Origin of the sequence: Kolteria novifilia (assembly GCA_007748055.1) — a bacterium.
Classification (GTDB): domain Bacteria; phylum Planctomycetota; class Planctomycetia; order Kolteriales; family Kolteriaceae; genus Kolteria; species Kolteria novifilia.
Genome location: CP036279.1, coordinates 5,653,327 through 5,673,000, shown reverse-complemented (window position 1 = coordinate 5,673,000; position 19,674 = coordinate 5,653,327). Strand labels below are relative to the sequence as shown.

Here is a 19,674-nt window from a genome sequence, read left to right as displayed (position 1 = left end):
GAACGAGGTCAGCTCTGGGCTGGACCTTGGATCACCAGGGAGCACCGAGGTAGATGCTTACGAAGGGAGGTCCGCTCGCTCCAGTTGTCGATTACCTTAGTCTTCGGTTCTCCGTAAAAAGAAGGGCGAGCAACATCCGGCGAGCATCAGGTGAAGATTGATGACCAAAAAGGCGCTGATCACGGGCATTACGGGCCAAGACGGATCGTACTTGGCCGAGTTTCTCTTGGAGAAGGGGTACGAGGTTCACGGCGTGATTCGCCGATCGAGCACCGACCGCTTCGATCGCATCGACCACTTTCGCGATCGGATCACGATCCACCAGGCCGACTTGCTCGACCAGTACTCCCTGATCCGCTCGGTCGAGGAGTCGGAACCGGATGAGGTTTACAATCTCGCCGCCCAGAGTTTCGTGCCCGCGAGTTGGTCGCAGCCGATGCTCACCGCCGAGTTCACCGCGGCGGGAGTGACGCGGATGCTCGAGGCGATCCGCTCCGTTGGCGCCGACCGGATTCGCTTCTACCAAGCCTCCTCCAGTGAGATGTTCGGCCGCACGCGCGAGACTCCGCAACGGGAGTCGACGCCCTTCTATCCGCGGAGTCCCTACGGCGTCGCCAAGGTCTACGGGCATTGGATCACGGTGAACTACCGCGAGAGCTACGACATGTTTTGCGTCAGCGGCATTCTCTTCAATCACGAGTCGCCGCGTCGAGGACGCGAGTTCGTGACCCGGAAGATCTCCAACGCCGTCGCTCGGATCAAGCTGGGACTCCAGGATGAACTACGGCTCGGTAACCTCGAGGCCCATCGGGATTGGGGCTTCGCCGGGGACTACGTGCGAGCGATGTGGATGATGCTACAGCGGGACGAGCCGGAGGATTTCGTCATCGGGACGGGGGTGAGCCATTCGGTCAAGGAGTTCGTCGATCTCGCGTTCGCCCGCGCCGAACTCGATCCGGCAAAGCATCTGGTGATCGATCCTGAGTTGCTGCGGCCGGCGGAAGTCGACACCTTGATCGCCGATCCGACGAGGGCTCGCGAGGTGCTTGGCTGGAACGCGGAGGTCGGTTTTCCCGGCCTGGTCAACATGATGGTCGACGCCGATCTGGAACTCTACCGTCGCCAACTCACCAATGCCGTCTCGCCCGGCTGAGGAGGGGAACCATGCGGTCCCCCCGGCTTCAGGTGCTCCCCACGAGTGGTTGTGGTAGGGTAGGGGATCGCACGGCGTCATTCTCATGCTGGGAGCGGATCGTTGGAGACGAGGATCGAACGACACGAAGGCGCGGTGGTGATCGAAGTCCCGGAAGATGGACTCAAGATCGCCGCGTTCGATGAGTTTCGTCTGATTGTCTTCGACGAGATCAAGCGTTGTCCCAATCTTGTCCTCGACATGATGCGGATTTCGTTCTTCGCCAGTTCGGGCATCGGCGGGGTGCTGCTCTTCATGAAGCGATGTCGCGAGTTGGGCGGCGACGTCAAGCTCTGCAACGCGTCCGATAGCATTCGTCTCGTCTTGAAAACCATGCGACTGGATTCGACATTGGAAGTCCTTCCAACGCGGGAAGCGGCGGTACGCGCCTTCCAGACGGCTCCCACGTCCCCCAGCGACGATTCGGGAACGCAAGGTTCCGTCAATTGACGTTCGAGTGCCAATCCCGGTCTAAACTTCCTTGGGACCGTTGGAAGAACGGTCTGTGTGCCGAAAGGCGCATCGGGTTGAGGTTGTCGGCGATTTCCGCTCAAGAAGTGGCGGGAAGTTGACCTAGACACGCGATCGCGATGGTGCTATGGCCCCGCCCGACACTTAGCGACAACTTGGGACGAGAGGACGACCATGTCGGCCGGTTCGCAACTGCGAACGGGATTGATCGGCTTTGTCGAGGCGAATCAGGGACTCGTGTTTCCCCTGACGCTGCTCGGCTCGCTGGCGATTCTGTTCATACCCCTGCCGCCGGCGTTCATGGACGTCCTGCTTTCGATCAGCATCACGGTGTCGGTGTTGATTTTGATGGCGACGGTGACGGTGAAGTCCCCGACGGAGTTCACGGTCTTTCCGACGGTCCTGTTGGCGACGACGCTCTTTCGGCTCGTGCTGAACATCGCGACAACGCGGTTGATCATGAGCAACGCCGCCGCCGATGGAAGTCTCGCGGCCGGGAGCGTGATTCAGGCCTTCGGGAACTTTGTTGCCGGCGGCAACATCATCCTGGGGATTGTCATCTTCACCATCGTGGTGGTGGTGCAGTTCGTCGTCATCAACCGCGGTTCGGTGCGGACTTCGGAAGTGGCGGCGCGATTCGCGCTTGATGGAATGCCCGGTCGCCAGATGGCGATCGACGCCGACCTCAACGCCGGGATCATTGACGAACGGGAGGCGAAACGACGACGCGACGAGATCACGCAGCAGGCGGACTTCTACGGCTCGATGGATGGTGCCGGCAAGTTCGTCCGCGGCGACGCGGTGGCGTCGATCATCATCACGATCATCAACATCATCGGCGGCCTGTTGATCGGAACGCTGCAGTACGGCATGCCGGTCGCCGACGCGGCGCAGATCTTCACGATCTTGACGATCGGTGACGGTCTGGTCAGCCAAGTCCCCGCGACGCTGCTTTCGATCGCGGCGGGCATGCTGGTGACGCGCCAATCGACCGAGGTCGATCTGGGCAAGTTGATTGGCCGGCAGGTCTTGCTGTCGAACAACCTGGCGCTGATCGCCGCGGGGTTGTTCTTGGCGGCGATGGCCGCGTCGGGACCGATTTTGGGAACGGGATTGCCTTGGCTTCCCTTGGGAGCGCTTTCCGCGGCCTGCTTCTTCGCGGCGAACTTTCTCAAGGAGGAAAAACGGCGTGAAGACACCAAAAAGGCCGAAGAGGATGATCGCAAGAAAGAGGCGCCAGCGCCGCGCAAGCAAGAGCGTCCTGAAGACGCCCTCCGCCTAGACATCCTCGAACTCGAGGTCGGCTACGCGTTGATCCCGCTGGCGGACAAACGCAAGGGCGGTGATTTGGAGGAGAGAATCGTGCTCATTCGCAAGCAACTCGCGAGTGAGTTGGGCATCATTCTCCCCGGGGTGCGGCTGCGGGATAACCCGAACTTGCCGCCCAACGACTATCAGGTGAAGCTGAAAGGAAGCGTGATCTCGCGTGCGACCGCCTATCCGGGACACTTCATGGCGATCGACACCGGCATCACCACCGGCAAGCTCCAAGGAATCAAGACGACCGATCCGATCTTCGAGCAGACCGCTTATTGGATCGATCCGAGTCAACGCGAACGGGCCGAGATGCTCGGCTACACGGTGATCGAGGCGTCCAACGTCGTGACGACCCACTTGACCGACACAATCAAGCGCACCGCCGCGGAATTGCTCAACCGTGATCGCGTCGCGTCGCTGGTCGAGGTGGTCAAGGAGACTTCTCCCGCGGTGGTGGCGGAAGTCATCCCCGACATGCTCAAGATGGGCGATGTTCAGCGGGTGCTGCAGAACTTGCTTCGGGAAGGGATCAGCATTCGCGACATGGAGACGATTCTCGAGACGCTCGGCGACTACGCGGCCCGGACGAAGGATCCGGAGATTCTGACCGAATACGTGAGGCATCGGCTCTCGCGATGGATCTGCCAGCAGTATCGCGACCAGGATCGCGTCCTGCGGGTGGTTTCGCTCGAGCCGGCCCTGGAGGACATGATTGCCGCCGGGATCGACCAGACCGACCGCACCACGGTGCGACTCTCGCCGGTGGCGATGGAGGGGATTGGTCGCGCGATCTTCGAGCAGGTGCGCAAGCTGCTCGAACAGAATCGCCCCGCGGTCCTGCTCGTGGTCCCGCAGATCCGAACGGCGCTGAAACAGATGACGTTGCAGATGATCCCGAACTTGATCGTGCTCAGTTACAACGAAGTGACGCGCGATACGAAGATCGAGGTCGTCGGCGTGGCGAGCTACCAAACGGGCAATCGCAAGATGGCGTCCGCCACCGCGGGGGCGGCAAGGTAGCTCCGACGCCTGGCGCGTCAAAGAGGGAACAACGGGTTCCACCGGCCGCTTGTCGGCGGTTGGGAACAGACTGGCCGCTTGTCGGCGGTTGGGAACAGACTGGCCGCTTGTCGGCCGGTGCAATTGGGCTGGATGCCGATCGGGCGAACGCAAGCGTTTGACGAAGCTCCAGTCACTTGAATCATCCACCTTGAGAGAATGCATCCTGGCGACGGGGGAGTCGGTTTCGGCCGACTCACGTCGGGACTGCGCCATCACCTAGGACGAGAACGGATCGTTGAAGGGAGACTCTCGGTCCCCGGTGGGCCGATCGTCACCGAACGACGGGGGTGCGCGCCCAGGGCGTGCGTGGTGTTGACAGGGTTCGCGTATGAGTGGCGCGTCGCCAAAAACGTTTCATGCCGAAACGATGCAGCAAGCACTGGCCAAGGTCCGGCGAGAGCTCGGTCCGGACGCCGTGATCCTGCGGACTCGGCAACTTCCCGGGCAAGGCGTCGTTGGTCGCAAAGGGGGCGCAGTGGAGATCACGGCCGTGATGGAGACGCAGATCGCTCCACGACTGGTGCCCGCCTCCGATCCGCGCGGAGCCGAGCCGCAAGTCGTCTCGTCGCTCCAGGAACGCCTCGACGCGATGACCCAGATGCTCGATCAGCTCCAACGCTTCACGCCGACCGAGTTTCCCAAGCCCTGGTTCTCCCTCGTGTCTCACCTTCGACGGGTCGAGACGCCCGACGACATCATCCGATCCCTGATCACCTTCCTCGACCAAGAACACATCGACCCCGGTCCCATTGACGACATCCTCGTCCGCGAAGCGACGACGCGGTTTTTCACGGACCGGTTCGAGGTCGCTCCGTCGCTCGAGGGGGCGTTCCATTCGCCGGTGGTGGCGCTGGTGGGGCCAACCGGAAGTGGCAAGACGACCTCGATCGCGAAGCTCGCGGCTCGCGCCTGTGTCGGCCAAGGCCGGAGCGCCGCGTTGGTCACGATCGACTCGTATCGCATTGCGGCCACCGAGCAGTTGCGAACCTACGCGGAGATTCTCGGCATCGAGTTTCGTTCCGCCAGTTCGCCCAAGCAACTTCGAACGGTGCTCGAGGAGTTGGTCTCGGTCGACTTGGTGCTGATCGACACGGCGGGGCGAAGCGCTTCGGATCATCAGCGGGCCCACGAACTCGCGACGTACCTCAAGGGGGGGATCGAGACCCACTTGGTGCTTCCCGCGAATACCCGTGACAGCAGCTTGAAAGCGATCGTCGAGAGCTTTTCGGTCCTGAGTTGCGATCGTGTGCTTCTAACCAAGCTCGACGAGTTGCCGGGCAAAGGAGCGCTCGCGGGGATCGCGGGCATCTTACCTTGCCCGATCAGTTACATGACCTCCGGCCAGGATGTCCCCGACGACATCGAGCCCGCCGATGCCGCGCGGCTCGCGGAGTTGGCGATGGGCATCGATGCGATCGGGCGGCCGGGAGAGAAGGGAACGCATCGCCCAGGTGTTGGAGCTGCGAAGACAGTACGACAGGCCATAGCCTGACGGGATCGGTCCGGCTTCGGAGTGTCAGGGATTCATCACCTCTCCCTGGGGGGAGAGGTCGGCGAACGAATTGAGCCGGGTGAGGGGATTGCGGTTCAGAGCATCGAGGGTGATTCGCGAAGACGAACCCCCTCACCCCTAACCCCTCTCCCACGGGGAGAGGGGGACAAGAACGGGGAGATGGGGGCAAGAGGCGGACGCTCGGGCTTGGGACGAAGGGCAAACGCAAGGGGTGGGTCAAGACCCACCCTACGTAGGTCAGGCCATTGCCTGACGAGGGGAGAGTGGCGATCTCCCGTGGTGGGATCGAGATCCACCGCACGACGAGACAAGACACAAGAGGCTCCCACGGGAGCGAAGGAAACTCGAGTCGACGGCACCCGCCGGCGGCTTGGGCAACGAGAGCTGGCAGCAGGAAAATGGCCGCGATCACGTGTGGTCGCGGGTGGGACGGACAGTTGATCGACGAGTCCGCTTCGATGCGTGACACGGGGGTAATGATGTCACGGGTCAGAGGAAGCGATTCGTGGAGAAAGCTGTCGGAAAACGCTGATGGAGTGGGCATCGAGTCGTCGATAATGTCGAAGGACGAGGTGTCTACCCATCAGGGACGGGGGTAGAGGAGTCGAAAGGAGGCGTACGGGTAGCAGTCATCGAAAGGTGCCAACGCAGTGTCGCTACGATTGGCCGCCATTTGGGCGCTGATCGGATTTGCCACGATCTGCTTCCAAGGGATCTACGAGGGACGGGACTTCGCGTCCTGCATGCGTCAGGCTCTTCTGGCGTATGTGATCGCGGGGGGCCTCGGCTTCATCGTCGGCCTTGTGGTTAAGCAGGTGGTGGAAGAGACGTTCGTTCCCCGAACACCGTTGCCCCAACCGGAAGGTGAGGAGCGGGTAGGTGGAGCGGATCAAACGTCCTCTTCCGCGAGCGAAACTGCCGCCTAGGCGGGTACCTGATCGAACCGCCGGCAATCCCTCGGGGGATGGATTGACCGATGGCCCTTGGAACGCGGAACGTCGAGTGTTGACGTTCGCTTTCCGCTGCTGCGACCCGGACGCGACCCTTCGGCTTCGCTGGAATCACGGAGGATCAATGGCAACGAAGCTGGATGCAGAGTCCGTCGAACGACTTTGGCGGGACCACCGCAGTGAACCGACGGTCGAGCTTCGCAACCGACTGATGGAGAACTATCTACCTCTGGTCAAATACAACGCGGAACGGATTTGGTCGCGATTACCCGAAGGGGTCGAGCTCGACGATTTGATGTCGGCGGGAGTCTTTGGACTCATGGACGCGATCGATGCCTTCGACACCGAGCGAGGGGTCAAGTTCGAGACCTACTGCGTGCCGCGAATTCGTGGCGCGATGCTCGACGAGCTGCGTTGCATGGACTGGGTACCGCGTCTGGTCCGCAACCGCGCCAGCAAACTCGAGGCGGTCCGCAAGGAGCTCGAAGTCGCTCTGGGGCGCCCGCCCCACGATCACGAGATGGCGGAGAAGCTCGAGATCTCCATCAAGGAGTACGAGAAGCTCACCGCCGACGCCAACGCGGTCGGTCTGGTCAGTCTCAACAAGAAGTGGTACGAGACCGACGGTTACAAGGATGTTCGTGAAATCGACATCCTCGAGGACAAGAAGGGCGAGGACCCGACCGAACGCATGCAGCGTCGGGACCTCATGCGGTTGGTCACCAAGGGGCTCAATCGCAACGAGCGCCTCATCATCATCCTCTACTACTACGAAGAGATGACGATGAAGGAGATCGGCATCACCCTCGATCTATCCGAGTCGCGCGTCAGCCAGATGCACTCCAGCATCGTTTCCCGGCTAAAGGCGCACCTTCAGAAACGGCGTCGGGAATTCAGCGTCGAGTAACCCGAGAGCAACCGCGGCCTGGGACGTCGTTGTTCCCAGGTCGCTCAAGACAGACAGGACCTGGGCTGGGTCGTCGGACCTCGAGCCAACAAGATTTCGCACCTAGGATGAGATCGCCGAACGGCCCCTCCAGACGGAGGCCGCTCCATGATTCCCCCTCTGCAACGTTGGGCCTGGTGCCTCGTTCCGCCCTCCTCGGGTCGGTCGGCGCGCGGACGGCGCCGCCAACGCGATCGCTATCGCCGCTTCACGCGCGCCTTGGTCAACGTCTGTCTCGGATGTGTCCTCGTCGGCTGCTCGTCAGGCCAGAATCGTGGCATCGTCACGAAGATTCCGAGCTTTTCGTTTAGCCTTCCCAGCTTTCACGAGAAGAAGGAACCGATCGAGGTCCTTCGCGACGGCGACGATCCGCGGGAGCGTCTTGAGGCGATCCGCGATCTCGCGGAGACCAAGGGAATGACCCCGACGCAGCAAGAGCTCTCGATGCTTCTGCTGATCAAGGTCGCCCGGACCGAAACCGCGGCCCTCGCCCGCGCCGAAGCGGTCACCTCTCTCGGCAGCTACGATCATGCCGACGCTCGCGCCGCGATCATGGAGGCGGCGTACGACGTCGACGCGGAAGTTCGTCGCTCCGCCTGCCACGCGCTGGTGAAGAATCACGGGACCGGAACGGTCGACTTGCTCGGTCGGGTCGCCGCCAGCGACGATAATCTCGATGTCCGGATCACCGCCACCGAGTGCCTTACCGAAGTCGAGGAGCCTGGGACCGATCGCTACCTGGTCGAGTGCTTGCGGGATCGCGACATCACGATCACCAAGTGCGCGGCCGAGGCACTGACCGACCGGCACTCGGTCGATCACGGCGTCGACTACGCCGCTTGGAGCGAGCATCTCGCGGGGGCGCCGGAAGCGGAGAGCACCGCGTCGGCGACGACGCAGGTGGCTCAGAAGTCGCGACGAATTCCCTTCGCCGCGCGCACCAAGAAGAGCCCTGCCGCGACAAGTCGCCAGAACGTCGCAGACGCCTCGCCGGGAGCGCCGCCTCCACCGGCGGCCTTCGGGGGCATGCCCCGGTCCGCGCAAGCGGTTCAGCCCGCCGACGGTACCGCGCCCGCGTCCGACGCGTCGGCTGTCTCATCGGGCGAAGAGTCCACGCTCCGCCGCTAGCCCGGTTCACCGTCACCTTCTCTGGGATGATCCTCCCGATGGTCTGACGACGCTGAGCGTCAGGCCATCCGCAGATCAGGCTATCGCCTAATGGCGGCACAGGAGGGGAGCCGCGATTCCCAGCCCATCGACGTCGACGGACCACTCGATCAGATGACGACCTGCCGGCGGCAGACTCGTATTCACCCCTTTCCAACCGCCCAAATGGGCACCTCACCAGGACCAACCGCTACAACCTCTCCAGTCTCCTCAGAATGCCCCTGCCCGCGTTCAACTTCGCTTGCCGGCCTTTCAGGGGTCGGGTATAGTCCCAATGAGGGCAATGGACGGACGCTATGATGGCGCAATTGCGGTCTGTTGCTCGCACCGTTGGCTCACCAAAGAGGTTGTGACCTCACGTGTTCGAGGTGGGCGCCGTCAGGGACGATGGGCATGTTGGAATGGATTCGACCATGAAACAGACGAAATGGGCGCTGGTTGGGGCGTTGCTGTCGGGGGTACTCATCGGCAGCGTCGGTTGGTGGATCGCTCAGCCTGGTGACGCTTACGCACAGGCTTCGAGTGTTCTCCCCGCGGAGCAGAAGGGAATCGTCGCCCTTCTATCGCCGAACCAGTCAGGTTCGCAACTGTTATACCTGATTGATCAGCCGCGGCAGTCCCTTTGCGTCTATTCGTTCGACTCGAAAACCAAGAAGTTGAAATTGGCGGCGGTCCGTCACTTCGGCGCCGATCAGCAGTTAGCTGAATTCAACAACGAACCACCGACTGTTGCCGAGATCGAGAGACTCGTGCGACCGCGCTGACGCGGAGCTGTCGGGGTGGTTCGGTCATCATTGGCCAGTGGAAGGAGAGCCACCCCATGGCGGAATTTCTCACCCTCGAAGAAGCGGCGCGTGCACTCGGCATCTCTGTCAGCGATCTCGAAGGACTCGTGGCCCGAGGCGAGATCGCGAGCGTCAGCGATGAGGGTGGATTGAAGTTCCGTCAATCCGACCTCGATGCCTACTCCGTCTCCCTCGACGCCCATGGCGGTCTTCCCGACGACGCCGACAGCAGCATTTTCGCCGACATCAGCGACGACGGTTCCAGCGGCGACGACTTGCTCTTCGCCACCGACGAAGAACTCGCCGGTGGGAGCAACGGTGGTTTCCTTGCCGGCGAGACCGAGGAGACGCCGCTCGGTGGGGAAGGCCCCGATCAAGTCGACAGCGTCGAACTGGCCGCCGGCGCGATCGACGACGAGGGCGACGTTCTCTCCGGTGACGCCGCCGGTTCCGAGAACCAAGCCGGGGACACCGACGTCGGGTCGGGCTCCAACTCGGGCGATTCCTCGACGGACAATCTCGACTTTACGCTCTCCGACGACGACGAGATGGATCTGCACGATGCCGCGAACAAAGCGGGCGCGCCGATGCCCGGCGACACCGCGGTCGGCTCCACCTCCCGGGGGGGCGACTCCTCCAGCAAGATCGACTTCGCCGTCGACGATGACTTGCACGGCGACGCCGCCCATCCGACCACCGACATCCCGATGGGCGACACGGCCATCGGGATGGACAAGCCCGCCGGTGACTCGTCGGGCAATCTCGACTTCTCGCTCAACGACGAGGTCGACCTTCGCGACGTGAGCGGTTCGGAGCCCCCGATGGATGTCCCCGCCGACACCGCCGTCAGCCAGGGCCCCGGCATTCCCTCCAATGACGACCTCGACTTCGTCGTCGATGCCGACGCGACCGCGGGAGGCGACACCGATAAGCCGCCGGTTGGCGAGACCACGTTCGACACCCCGGGCGACTCGCGCATCGACGTGGGTGGTCCGCTCGACAGCGAAGGCGATTCAAAGATCGACCTGGGCGCCCAGCCCGTCCCCGGCGAGTCGAGCATCGACTTGGCCGGGATGCCGTCGGACCGGCTCGCCGAAATGGAGACGCAGATCACCCGCGGCTCGTCCAAGAAGATGAAGAGGGACGACAGCGCGATCGACCTCGGGGCCGCCGGCGGCACGCTCGACGAGATGCCGACGATGATCGCCAAGAAGGGCGACGAACAGGGTGTCGGCGACGACGATTTCGAGCTCACGGATGTCGATTCGGGCTTCCGGTTGTCCGGCAAGGGCGATTCCGCGACGACCGATCTCTCCGATTCGGACCTCAGCGACCTCTCCGACGACGATCACACGCAAGCGGTCGACGTCAATCCCGACGCCAGTCACACCGACGCTCTCGATCTCGACGAGGATGACGACATCTTCGGGGATGACGACGACGAGATCACCGCCCGCGGCCCGGAAAGCGGGATCAACCTCTCCTCGCCGATCGATAGCGGAGTGGGACTGGGTGACGAGAGTGTCAGCGACAGCGAGTTCGACTTGAACCTCGAGGACTCGGGAGAAGAGTCATTCTCCTCCGACGAATTCGAAGTTGGGTTCAAGGAGGACGATTCCTCCCCCGCGCTGGCCGGCGACAGTGACGTCGACCTCGAGGCGGAGGAAGAAGAGGAAGAGGAGATCGCCGCGGGAGAAGAGGGCGACTTCGAACTTGCCATCGACGAGTCGGCCGACGAGGAGGACGAGGAGTCGGGGAGCGAAGTCGTCGCGATCGACGAGGACGAGGACGACTTCGCGGCGGTCGAGGAAGACGTCGACGAGGACGAGGAAGAGGAGGAGTACGAGGACGAAGAGGACTACGAGGAAGAGGACGAAGTGATGGTCGCTCCGGCGGCCGCGAGTGCTCCCTGGCCTTCGTGGACCGTCTTTCTTCTCGCCTTTACCATCGTTCCCATGTGCATCGCCGGCATAATGTCCTTCGAATTGATGCGGAGCGCCTGGTCTTATCAGGAGCCATACGCTATTGACGGCTCGGTGATCGAGATGGTGGGCAGCGTCTTCGGCAAGTCGTAACGCCGTCGATTATCATGCTGGACGACGGAACGTCCGGTTGTCGTGGGGCGTCCCTTCCGCGGACGCCCTTTCGCTCATGTGTCGCCGAGCGATGTTGGCCAGGCAGAGGGAACGTTCGATGGATCGGATCGTGACCCGGAGAACCGCTCAACCCGAGAAACTGGCGTTCGCGAAGCGGCGTTCTTGGGTTATCCTCCTCGGGGCCGGTCTAGCTCTCTCCACGCTCGGCTGTTCCAGTGCCCAGAAACCCAATCGCTCGACCTTCGCCCACACCGATCTCGAGCGTCGTCTCGATGCCGCTGGCCGGGAAATCGATCGCCTCGAAAGCGAATCGCTCGCCGACGCCCAACTCAAGCAGAAGCTCGAACGCCGACTTGAGGCCCAGCGCGACGTCCAGGACATCCTCGAACGGCGCGTCGCCAACCTCACCGACCAGAACAAGCGCCTACAAAATGAGATGACCGGCGTCGTGATGCGCAGTGCCGGCGACCCGAGTGTCCGTCCGGTCAGCCATTCGCAGGCCGTCCCCTTCGAAATCCCGCCGGAAGTAGAGAACGCGCTCAACAAGTTCGGGAAGAAGTATCGCGACGTGACCTTCGACCCGAAGGAACGGGTCTGCCGAATTCCCAGCCGGGCGGCGTTTCATAAGGAAGGGGATCGGCTCACCAACGAGGCCCAAGCCTCGCTCGGGGAGTTGGTGGCGATCTTGAACCTGCCAGCCGCGAAGGAGTTGACGCTCTTGGTCGTCGCCCACACCGCGACCGAGCAAGATGCCCACGGTGACGTCGCCAGTCAACATCCGACCGACTGGCACTTGGCCGCTCACCAGGCGATTGCGATCCAACAGTACATGGAAGAGGTCGGGATGGCTCCCGATCGGCTCGGCATCGTCAGCTACGGCAGTCAACAACCGCTCGTCGATCGCGAATCGAAAAAGGGAGACGCGACCAACGCCCGCGTCGAGGTCTACATCATGCCCCCCGATCCCCCGGCCGAGAAACGCAAGTAGACGACCGAGCGACTTTCTTCACGCTCCCCGTCGTCCAAGCGATACTCCGATCGCTCCCCCTTGTCCAAGGGGGGACACGAAGATTCAATGACAAGGGGGACAAGAGCGGCGTCCATTGACGAGGAGAGACTCGCCTAGCTCGTCGGCTTCTTCGCGATCTTCAGGTGCTTGATCGGAATGTCGTACCAGGGGCCGTCCCGAAAGTCGACGAGGGCCATTCGGTTCTCATTGACGGTGACGATCCGCCCGACGCGATTGCCGAACCGCGCCAGATCCACGATTGACGTGTCGACCACCACGTACTGATCGGTCAGGTCCTGCTTGAGTTCCTCGGTCGATTTCTCATCCCAAAGCTCTTCATCGAGCAAGTAATCCATGATCCCCCGTCTCCCCTATCCGTGTCCTCACCGATCGACACCGTTGCTTTAGGACTCGTTGAACGCGTCGTCGAACTTTCGCCCCGAGGAGGGGAAGTCGATCCGCGCGACGAACTCGGCCGCGTCGGCGGCGCCATACTCGCGGTCCATGCCGCAATCTTCCCACTCGACCGACAACGGCCCTTCGTAGCCGATGTCGTTGAGCGCCCGAATGATCGCTTCGAAGTCGACGCCGCCGTGCCCGGGACTGCGGAAATCCCAACCGCGCCTGGGGTCGCCGAAGTCGAGATGCGAGGAGAGAATCCCCGAGGCCCCATCGAGCGTGATCGCCGCGTCCTTGATGTGGACGTGGTAGATCCGGTCGGGAAACTCGCGGATGAACCGCACCGGGTCGATGCCCTGCCAATGAAGGTGGCTCGGGTCGAAGTTGAAGCCAAACTCCTCGCGGTGCTCGATCGCGGCCAGGGCGCGGCGGGCGGTCGGAATGTCGAACGCGATCTCCGTCGGATGGACCTCGAGGGCGAAGCGAACTTCGCATTCGCCGAAGACGTCGAGGATCGGGTTCCAGCGCTCCGCGAAGAGGGCGAAGCCCGCGTCGATCATCTCCGGAGTCACCGGGGGAAAAGAATAGAGCAGCGGCCAGATCGACGAGCCGGTGAAGCCGTTGACGACTGGGACGCCAAGTTTCTTCGCCGCCTGCGCGGTTCGCTTCATCTCCTCGATCGCCCAGGCGTTCTTCTTCTCGCTGTCGCCCCGGCAGTCCTCGGGGACCCAGCCGTCGGTTCGCTCGTCATTGCGGTCGAGGACCATTTGGCCGACGAGATGACTGCTGATGGCCTGGCAGTCGAGCCCGTGCTTTTCGAGCAGGTCCAGCTTCTTCTGGCAATACTCCGGTTCGTCGAGCGCTCGGGAGACCTCGAAGTGATCGCCCCAACAAGCGAGTTCGAGCCCGTCGTAGCCCCAGTTGGCCGCTTTCTCCGCCAACTCTTCGAGGGGCATGTCGCCCCACTGTCCCGTAAAGAGGGTCTTCAGTCGTCCCATGGAGTTGTTGGCTTTCGTCCTCGAGAGATGAGTGGAAGTTGGAGTCGACTCGTTCCCTGCCGCCGTGTCCCTTGGGCTGCTAGGTGCCCGGCGTCGCCGGCTCCTTCTTCGGAGCGTCCTTGAGCTTCTTCTGGATGTACCCCGCGACTTGTTTGCCGAGCACCTTCGAGCCGGCGGGCGTGAAGTGGACGTTTACCGGGATCTGAATCTTCTCGAGCTTCGGCTTGGCGAACGAGTAGAGATCGTCGGTTGCGATGTTCTTCTTCTTCATGATCTCGGCGGCGGCCGCGTTGTAGGCCTTCACATCCGAATCGTGACGGATTGGTTTGAGGTTACCCTCGGGAACGGGAGTCGTCGACGCCCAGACCAGGATGGCTCCCGTCTTGCCGAGCCGATCGGTCAGTTCGTTCAGGTTCTTCTTGTAGTCCTCGAGCGAGACCTGCTTCTTGCCGTCATCCATGAACTTGAGGTCGTGAAGGCCCCAGTTGAAGTGGATGAGATCCCAGTCCCCTTTGCCGATCCAGGAGTCAAGTTGCTCGACCCCTCGCGTCGTCGGGCCACCATTGGTCATGATGCGGTGGACGTTGGCCTTCCCCTTGAGCATGTCGCGAACGGGGACCGTGTAGCCAATCGAAATCGAATCCCCGATGAGAAGGACTCGGGGGAGGGAGGGATCATCGACAACTTCGGCGAAGGCGGGATTCTTCTGAAGACGTTTGGAGACGCCGGTGACGCGCGACGTTGCCTTCTTGGCGGGCTTTGTATCCTTGGCGCTGACCAGGGAGACGACAAGGCAACTGGCCACCAAAGAAATCGCGAATCGGTTCATGCTCGGAATCCTCGTTCGGGGGAATTACCACGGGGCCTATCGTAGTGGTTCGGCGCTCAAGTGGCACGCCGGAGGAGGACGACCGGAGCGAGCCGCGGACACCTGGGCCGAGGGTCGGTTCCGCTCTTCGATCGAGAGTGGGGGGGAGTCCCTCGTTGCCGATAGTCACGGCCGACTATTTCTTCCGGGCTTCCTTCAACGTCTTTTCGATGTGGTTGGCCACTTGCTCGCCAAGCACCTTCGATCCCTCCGGCGTGAAGTGGACGTTGGCTTTCCGTTGGATCTTCTCCAACTGCGGTTTGGCGAAGCTGTAGAGGTCGTCGGTCGCGATGTTCTTCTTCATCATGATCTTCGCGGCGGCCGCATTGTAGGCCTGGACATCGGAGTCGAGGATGACGACCGGTTCGACGACGCCGTCGGGAATGGGGGTCGTCGTCGCCCAAACCAGCGTGGCTCCGGTCTCCTTGAGCCGATCGGTCAGCGACTCCAAGTTCTTCGTGTACTCCTTGAGTGGCACGCGGTTGGGGCCGCCCTTTTCGCGTTTGACGACGTCATGGATCCCCCAGTTGAAGTGGATGAGGTCCCAATTCCCGTCGCCGAGCCAGGAGTCGATGCTCGCGACGCCCCGCGTTGTTGGACCACCGTTGGTTTTGATGCGGTGGATGTTGGCTTTGCCCATGAGCTTCTCCCGAACGGGCAGGGTGTAGCCAATCGAAATCGAGTCGCCGATGAGAAGGACTCTCGGGAGCGAGGGATCGTCAACGACCTCGGCGTAGGCGGGATTCTTCCTGGCTTGCTTGGAAGCGGTAGTGGTGTTCGACTTCGCTTTCTTCGCGGGAGCAGCATCGTTGGCACTCACCAACGAAGCCAACAGAAAGCCGGCAAGCAATGACATCGCGAACCGATTCATGGCGGGAATCCTCATTCAGGAGGGAGTGACACGGTGGGAAAGCTCACGCGGAGTATGGTAGTGGTTTCGCGGAAAAATGGCAGTTCGAAGCAGGCCGATGAGATGAAGTGTGCGCCCGGAATTCTGATGGTGAATCTGTTCACCAGTGGGTAGCCCCGGTTGCTGTGCTCCCGGGGCGGCGAAGCCGCAAGAGGTCTCGGGCGGAGGTTGAATCTCGGGAAGGGTGAGTGTTCTTCGAGGGAGTCGGAACCGAGACTTATAGCCGACTCCGTCGTCGAGGGCGAGATCAACGTTCCTCAAGGTGGCGTCGACTCACCAAGAGCGAATCTCTTTGGCCAGTGAGCCGAACCCGATAGGGAAGTCGTTCTCGAGGCGATCAAGGATGGAGGCGACGCGAGTCGCTTCCTCGACACCACGGTCACGCTGGACGTCGCCAGCCGGTCTGTCGGTACCGTAGACGAACTGTTTCAGTTGCTGTCCAGGATAGGGAGCGGAGCGATTGTTCCTCTTCGCCTCGATCCAGGCGCGTTCGGAGACACCGTGGTCTTTTCCGCAAAGCAACCACGCTTCCAAGCAAGGGATGGCGATTCCGAAAGCGACCTTGAGTTCGCCTCCGATACGTCCAGGGTTGAGTTTCTTTCTCGCTGACGCGACTATTTGTCGCATCTGCTCCAGTCGATCGGACACCCCTTGGTTGATATCGGTCCATCTGACTTTTGACGTGTCCGCATCACAAATGACAGCCATTCCATTGCAGTCGGAGCGAAAGTGCACGGATAGAAATATCGCTTCGAGTTGGGCTAGCAGGGAGCCCACTCCACCAGCACGTCGCCGAACCGGTGACTCTTTGAACTCGACGTCGTCCGCAATCAGACCATCTATGATCCGTTTGAGGATAGGTTCGTCTGTCGCTGACTCGCAAACGACGGCGACTCGCTTCATGCGCCAGAGGGGACTCCACCAAGGACGCCGCTGAACCAGACCTCACCAAGAGACCCGACCTCCAAGATCTCTTCGATGTTGCTCATGTCCGAAAGGCGAGCGAAGGTTGTGTTGCTGGTTTGTTTGCGTGCGATCACAACTTCTTCCGGGTGCTCCCGAAATAGGTCTAGGAAATAGGGCGAGTGCGTCGTTGCAATGTGAGCGTAGCAACGGTGGCGTCTTGTCGGTTGCGGTAGGCTTGGGTTGGTTGGCCCTGGTTTGTCGCGAGGCGGAAGATGCGAGATCGTTGTGCGGAGAAGGAAGCGTATTGGCGGGAGGTCGTTCGTCGGCAAGAGGAGAGCGGGCGGGGCGTTCGGAGGTTCTGCCGGGAAGAAGGGATTTCGGAGGCGTCGTTCTACGGCTGGCGGCGTGAGCTACAGCGACGCGATCGAAAAGAGAAACGGTCGACTGCGGTCGATGGCGGTGGGGCGTGTCCGTCGCCGTTCGTCGCGTTGCGGGTGGTTCCCGAATCGACGAGCGTGATCGAGATCGTTCATCCCCGAGGCTACATCGTGCGGGCGCCGGCCCACGTCGACAGCGACGCGTTGCGCAAAGTGCTTGCCGCCCTCGATAGCGTGGAGGAGGGCTGAGCATGTGGTCGATCCCTCACCAGGTGCGGATCTTCCTGGCCCGGGAACCGGTCGATATGCGTAAGAGCTTTCACGGGCTCATCGCCTTGGCGGAATCGGTGCTCGAGCAAGATCCGCTTTCGGGCCATTTGTTCGTCTTCATCAATCGCCGCCGGGATCGCCTCAAGGTGCTCTATTGGGGCGGCGTCGGCTATTGCATTTGGTATCAGCAGCTGGAAGAAGGGAGCTATCAGCTTCCCGACGCCCAGGCGGCCGACGACGAGGCTGGCCTCGAGATCACTGCCGGACAATTGTCACTCATTCTCGAGGGCATCGACCTTTCCTCGGTCCGGCATCGCAAGCGCTTTCAAGTCTCCGATCGGCACCGTGACGCGACGTCATCGTCCCGTCGTTCGTGACTTCCCCTCGCTCTTTCCCGAATGATGCGTGCCGCTCCGCGGAGCCAGGACGCGCCGCTGCTCCTTCGAGACGCCAGTCCCCCGTCGCGGCGGCGAGAGCCTGGAAGCCATGGGACGGCACGCGACCAAAACCGAGTTTTGTCTTCGGTTGTCCTCGGACCCAGGGTTCTTCGCTTGCCAATCTCGTTGGACGATCGACCCTGGCGTTCTCTTCGCGAGCGACAACGATGTCATGGTGATGGCAGCGATGAGGCGGACTCGCAGGTTTTCTCGTCATTCCGACGAAAATGCTGAAACTGCTCTGGCGCCTTCGGCGTCGAGGTGCTAGGGTGTCCCCGCGACAACTGAGATCGGTTTGATGGACGCCTTCGACGTGAACCTCCCTCGCGACATCGACGCCTGCCACGAGTTGATCCTCGAACTCGATCGGGAGCGCCGACGGCAAGCCGCCGTCATCGCCCAGCAGCAAGAGACCATCGCTCAGCAGCAGGAGACGATCGATCGCTTGCAGAGCGACGTCGACTTGCTCAAGCGGACCTTGTACGGCCGGCGGCGGGAACGCTTCGTCGACGATTCCCAGCAGGGGCTTTTGTTCGACTCGACAATCGTCGGGGCGGACGACGATTCAGGCTCCGGCGACGACGACGAGAGCGATGACGACGAACCGTCACCAGAACGCCGCTCGAGCAAGGGACGCGGCCGGCGTCTCTTCCCCGACCTGCTGCCGCGCAAGACGGTCCGTCACGAACTCGACGAGCAAGAGATTCCCGAGGAGCTGAGGAACGACCCGACCGCCCGGCGGTTCTTCAAGAAGACCAGCGAGCAACTGGAGTTCACGCCCGCTTCGATCCATGTGATCGAACATTACCAAGAGGTGATCGTTCGCGACGAAGCATCGGGCGAGACGACGATCGCCACGGCGAAGAAACCGCCGCAGTTGATCGACGCTTACACCGGTCCCGGCTTCTGGGCTCATCTGACCGCCAGTCGCTTCGCCGACCATCTACCCTACTACCGACAAGAGGACATCCTCGCTCGCCACGGCTGCCGCATCGGCCGCGGCACCCAACAGCGTTGGCTCTTCGCCCTGGCCTTGGCGGTCGCGCCGTTGGTCGAACTGATGCGTCGGCTGGCGTTGCAGTCCGAGGTGCTGGGCTGCGATGAAACGCCGGTCAAGATGTTGGCGGGCGAGCCGCCTGGCTGCACCAAGACCTATCTCTGGAGCACCGTCGGCGACAATGCCCATCCCTACGACTGCTTCCACTTCACGCCCGACCGCAGCCGCGATGGTCCCGACGAGTTCCTCGCCGGTTTCCAGGGTTACTTGCAGTCGGACGCCTACACCTGCTACGAGCGAATCGCCGCGGCGGAGGACCGGATCGTCCCCGTCGGTTGCTGGGCTCATGCGCGCCGCAAGTTCGAGGAGATCCACTTCAGCGCGCCGAGCGTTCGGACGCACACCGCCCTCGGCTACTTCCAGCGGCTCTACGACATCGAAGATCGCGCCCGTGACAGTAGTGTGTCACAACGCGGCGCCCTGCGGCAACGCGACGCCAAGCCGATCGTGACCGAGTTCCATCAGTGGCTGCTCGAGCAAAGCGAACGGGAACTTCCGAAATCGAAGCTGCGCGCCGCCATCGCTTACATGACCAACCGGTGGCAGTCCTTCGCGTGCTATCTCGACCATGGGGCGATTCCCATCGACAACAACCGCACCGAAGCGGCGCTGAAGTACGCCGTCCTCGGCCGCAAGGCGTGGCTCTTCTTCGGCAACAGCCAAGGAGGAGAGACCGCCGCCACCTTCTTCACCCTGACCAAGAGTTGCAACCGCCATCACGTCGATCCATTCGCCTACCTCCGCGATGTCTACACCCGCCTGCCGAACACTCCGGCTTCGGATCTCCCTCCGTTGCTACCCGACCGTTGGATCGACGAGCACCCCCAGCATCGTCTCCAAGAGCGCGCCGACGAAGCTCGCCAACGAGCCGACCGCAAACGCGCCCGCCGTGCCCAACGCCGCGCCCATGCAGCCACTCCTCGTTGACCGGTGACCGGTCCCCC

18 protein-coding genes are annotated in these 19,674 nt (G+C 62.1%); 13 read left to right on the top strand and 5 right to left on the bottom strand.

Annotated features, from left to right (window positions below; genetic code table 11):
- Positions 1–160: 160 nt before the first annotated feature.
- From gmd to Pan216_RS20780, 10 genes are all read left to right on the top strand, one after another.
- The gene (gene gmd, locus Pan216_RS20825; protein WP_419192797.1) at positions 161–1,153 is read left to right on the top strand and encodes a GDP-mannose 4,6-dehydratase; all 993 of its coding nucleotides are present in this window, start codon (positions 161–163) and stop codon (positions 1,151–1,153) included.
- 102 nt (positions 1,154–1,255) lie between these two features.
- Entirely contained in the window at positions 1,256–1,642 is a 387-nt protein-coding gene (locus Pan216_RS20820; protein WP_419192796.1) for an STAS domain-containing protein, read from the top strand.
- 195 nt (positions 1,643–1,837) lie between these two features.
- Positions 1,838–4,000 carry a flagellar biosynthesis protein FlhA gene (flhA, locus tag Pan216_RS20815; protein WP_145261001.1) on the top strand — a complete coding sequence of 721 codons (2,163 nt, stop codon included), beginning with the start codon at positions 1,838–1,840 and terminating at the stop codon, positions 3,998–4,000.
- Positions 4,001–4,370: 370 nt separating this feature from the next.
- Positions 4,371–5,534 carry a flagellar biosynthesis protein FlhF gene (locus Pan216_RS20810; RefSeq protein ID WP_145260999.1) on the top strand — a complete coding sequence of 388 codons (1,164 nt, stop codon included), beginning with the start codon at positions 4,371–4,373 and terminating at the stop codon, positions 5,532–5,534.
- A 671-nt stretch (positions 5,535–6,205) separates the two neighbouring features.
- Complete coding sequence (locus Pan216_RS20805; protein WP_145260997.1) at positions 6,206–6,481, top strand: hypothetical protein; 276 nt, start codon at positions 6,206–6,208, stop codon at positions 6,479–6,481.
- Positions 6,482–6,629: 148 nt separating this feature from the next.
- Entirely contained in the window at positions 6,630–7,412 is a 783-nt protein-coding gene (locus Pan216_RS20800) for a FliA/WhiG family RNA polymerase sigma factor (protein WP_145260995.1), read from the top strand.
- A gap of 147 nt (positions 7,413–7,559) precedes the next feature.
- The gene (locus tag Pan216_RS20795; RefSeq protein ID WP_145260993.1) at positions 7,560–8,579 is read left to right on the top strand and encodes a HEAT repeat domain-containing protein; all 1,020 of its coding nucleotides are present in this window, start codon (positions 7,560–7,562) and stop codon (positions 8,577–8,579) included.
- A 452-nt stretch (positions 8,580–9,031) separates the two neighbouring features.
- Positions 9,032–9,382, top strand: a complete 351-nt coding sequence (locus Pan216_RS20790) for a hypothetical protein (RefSeq protein WP_145260992.1) — start codon at positions 9,032–9,034, stop codon at positions 9,380–9,382.
- 56 nt (positions 9,383–9,438) lie between these two features.
- Positions 9,439–11,478 (top strand): helix-turn-helix domain-containing protein, encoded by a 2,040-nt coding sequence (locus Pan216_RS20785; protein WP_145260990.1) that lies wholly within the window; start codon positions 9,439–9,441, stop codon positions 11,476–11,478.
- Between the two features lie 118 nt (positions 11,479–11,596).
- Positions 11,597–12,487 (top strand): OmpA family protein, encoded by an 891-nt coding sequence (locus tag Pan216_RS20780; protein ID WP_419192795.1) that lies wholly within the window; start codon positions 11,597–11,599, stop codon positions 12,485–12,487.
- A 134-nt stretch (positions 12,488–12,621) separates the two neighbouring features.
- Here the strand turns inward: Pan216_RS20780 and Pan216_RS20775 are convergent, their stop codons facing one another.
- The 5 genes from Pan216_RS20775 to Pan216_RS20755 form a co-directional block, all read right to left on the bottom strand.
- Positions 12,622–12,864, bottom strand: coding sequence for a hypothetical protein (locus Pan216_RS20775; RefSeq protein ID WP_145260986.1), 243 nt, complete (start codon positions 12,862–12,864; stop codon positions 12,622–12,624).
- Positions 12,865–12,912: 48 nt separating this feature from the next.
- The gene (locus Pan216_RS20770; RefSeq protein WP_145260984.1) at positions 12,913–13,905 is read right to left on the bottom strand and encodes a sugar phosphate isomerase/epimerase family protein; all 993 of its coding nucleotides are present in this window, start codon (positions 13,903–13,905) and stop codon (positions 12,913–12,915) included.
- Positions 13,906–13,984: 79 nt separating this feature from the next.
- Positions 13,985–14,734 carry an SGNH/GDSL hydrolase family protein gene (locus tag Pan216_RS20765; protein WP_419192794.1) on the bottom strand — a complete coding sequence of 250 codons (750 nt, stop codon included), beginning with the start codon at positions 14,732–14,734 and terminating at the stop codon, positions 13,985–13,987.
- Positions 14,735–14,909: 175 nt separating this feature from the next.
- Positions 14,910–15,644 (bottom strand): SGNH/GDSL hydrolase family protein, encoded by a 735-nt coding sequence (locus tag Pan216_RS20760; RefSeq protein ID WP_419192793.1) that lies wholly within the window; start codon positions 15,642–15,644, stop codon positions 14,910–14,912.
- Between the two features lie 312 nt (positions 15,645–15,956).
- On the bottom strand, positions 15,957–16,310 hold the full coding sequence (locus Pan216_RS20755) for a hypothetical protein (RefSeq protein ID WP_145260980.1): 354 nt from the start codon (positions 16,308–16,310) through the stop codon (positions 15,957–15,959).
- Between the two features lie 551 nt (positions 16,311–16,861).
- On the opposite strand from Pan216_RS20755, the gene tnpA reads away from it, so the two are divergent.
- The 3 genes from tnpA to tnpC all read left to right on the top strand — a co-directional run bounded on the left by tnpA (position 16,862) and on the right by tnpC (position 19,657).
- Positions 16,862–17,215 carry an IS66 family insertion sequence element accessory protein TnpA gene (gene tnpA / locus Pan216_RS20750; protein WP_145255004.1) on the top strand — a complete coding sequence of 118 codons (354 nt, stop codon included), beginning with the start codon at positions 16,862–16,864 and terminating at the stop codon, positions 17,213–17,215.
- 2 nt (positions 17,216–17,217) lie between these two features.
- Positions 17,218–17,613 (top strand): IS66 family insertion sequence element accessory protein TnpB, encoded by a 396-nt coding sequence (gene tnpB, locus Pan216_RS20745; protein ID WP_145255007.1) that lies wholly within the window; start codon positions 17,218–17,220, stop codon positions 17,611–17,613.
- 358 nt (positions 17,614–17,971) lie between these two features.
- Positions 17,972–19,657, top strand: coding sequence for an IS66 family transposase (gene tnpC, locus Pan216_RS20740; RefSeq protein WP_145255010.1), 1,686 nt, complete (start codon positions 17,972–17,974; stop codon positions 19,655–19,657).
- Positions 19,658–19,674: the final 17 nt, after the last annotated feature.

Bases quoted from the DNA above. Each gene is read 5' to 3' on its own strand.
- gmd (WP_419192797.1), top strand. From the start codon at position 161: ATGACCAAAAAGGCGCTGATCACGGGCATTACGGGCCAAGACGGATCG.
- flhA (WP_145261001.1), top strand. From the start codon at position 1,838: ATGTCGGCCGGTTCGCAACTGCGAACGGGATTGATCGGCTTTGTCGAG.
- Pan216_RS20810 (WP_145260999.1), top strand. From the start codon at position 4,371: ATGAGTGGCGCGTCGCCAAAAACGTTTCATGCCGAAACGATGCAGCAA.
- Pan216_RS20800 (WP_145260995.1), top strand. From the start codon at position 6,630: ATGGCAACGAAGCTGGATGCAGAGTCCGTCGAACGACTTTGGCGGGAC.
- Pan216_RS20795 (WP_145260993.1), top strand. From the start codon at position 7,560: ATGATTCCCCCTCTGCAACGTTGGGCCTGGTGCCTCGTTCCGCCCTCC.
- Pan216_RS20790 (WP_145260992.1), top strand. From the start codon at position 9,032: ATGAAACAGACGAAATGGGCGCTGGTTGGGGCGTTGCTGTCGGGGGTA.
- Pan216_RS20785 (WP_145260990.1), top strand. From the start codon at position 9,439: ATGGCGGAATTTCTCACCCTCGAAGAAGCGGCGCGTGCACTCGGCATC.
- Pan216_RS20780 (WP_419192795.1), top strand. From the start codon at position 11,597: ATGGATCGGATCGTGACCCGGAGAACCGCTCAACCCGAGAAACTGGCG.
- Pan216_RS20775 (WP_145260986.1), bottom strand. From the start codon at position 12,864: ATGGATTACTTGCTCGATGAAGAGCTTTGGGATGAGAAATCGACCGAG.
- Pan216_RS20770 (WP_145260984.1), bottom strand. From the start codon at position 13,905: ATGGGACGACTGAAGACCCTCTTTACGGGACAGTGGGGCGACATGCCC.
- Pan216_RS20765 (WP_419192794.1), bottom strand. From the start codon at position 14,734: ATGAACCGATTCGCGATTTCTTTGGTGGCCAGTTGCCTTGTCGTCTCC.
- Pan216_RS20760 (WP_419192793.1), bottom strand. From the start codon at position 15,644: ATGAATCGGTTCGCGATGTCATTGCTTGCCGGCTTTCTGTTGGCTTCG.
- Pan216_RS20755 (WP_145260980.1), bottom strand. From the start codon at position 16,310: ATGCGACAAATAGTCGCGTCAGCGAGAAAGAAACTCAACCCTGGACGT.
- tnpA (WP_145255004.1), top strand. From the start codon at position 16,862: ATGCGAGATCGTTGTGCGGAGAAGGAAGCGTATTGGCGGGAGGTCGTT.
- tnpB (WP_145255007.1), top strand. From the start codon at position 17,218: ATGTGGTCGATCCCTCACCAGGTGCGGATCTTCCTGGCCCGGGAACCG.
- tnpC (WP_145255010.1), top strand. From the start codon at position 17,972: ATGGACGCCTTCGACGTGAACCTCCCTCGCGACATCGACGCCTGCCAC.